The organism is Aeromicrobium sp. PFPM2_SD2 (assembly GCF_057364525.1).
The window spans coordinates 1-850 of the sequence record NZ_JBNFNZ010000684.1; the positions used below are offsets into that span (position 1 = coordinate 1).

General features: G+C 74.5%; 1 protein-coding gene. It reads left to right on the forward strand.

The window, feature by feature from the left end; translation table 11 throughout:
* Positions 1 to 76 precede the first annotated feature (76 nt).
* Positions 77 to 850, forward strand: a 774-nt coding sequence (locus AC2W7G_RS17445) for an energy-coupling factor ABC transporter ATP-binding protein (RefSeq protein WP_485869550.1), incomplete at its 3' end; no start/stop codon positions are given.

Below are 850 nucleotides of genomic sequence, written 5' to 3' on the forward strand. Positions count from 1 at the left end.
AGTGCTCAGCCGTCTCTTAGCAGCTGTGCGGTCGAGTCCGCCGCGCCGCCCGTCCGCGCCGGCAGGAGGTCGCGTCGTGATCGAGCTGCGTGACGTCTCCTTCCGCTACGCCACCGAGGACGGTCTGGCCGATCCCGTGCTGCGCCACGTCGACCTGCGCCTCGCCGAGGGCGAGATGACCCTCGTCGCCGGCCGCACCGGCTCGGGCAAGTCGACGCTGCTGGGCCTGCTCAACGGCCTGGTCCCGCACTTCACCGGCGGCCACCTCGAGGGCGACGTGCTCGTCGAGGGGCGCAGCATCCGCCACCGTCCGCCCCGGGACCTGGCCCACCTCGTCGGCTCGGTGCCGCAGGACCCGCTCGCCGGCTTCGTCACCGACACCGTCGAGGAGGAGCTGGCCTACGGCATGGAGCAGCTCGGCGTCGCGCCGGGCACGATGCGTCGCCGGGTCGAGGAGACGCTGGACCTGCTCGGCATCGCCGACCTGCGCTCACGCTCGCTGCGGGCGCTGTCGGGCGGCCAGCAGCAGCGCGTCGCGATCGGCGCCGTGCTGACGATGCACCCGCGGGTGCTGGTGCTCGACGAGCCGACGTCCGCGCTGGACCCGACCGCGGCCGAGGACGTCCTGGCCACCCTGGCGCGCCTGGTCGAGGACCTCGGCCTGACCGTCGTGCTGGCCGAGCACCGCATGGAGCGGGTCGTGCCGTTCGTCGACCAGATGGTCGTGGTCGAGGACGGATGCGTCCGCGCCGGCGCCCCGGCCGTCATGCTGCGCGACTCGCCGGTCGCGCCGCCGCTGGTGCAGCTCGGACGTCTGGCCGGCTGGGACCCCGCTGCCGCTGTCGGTGCG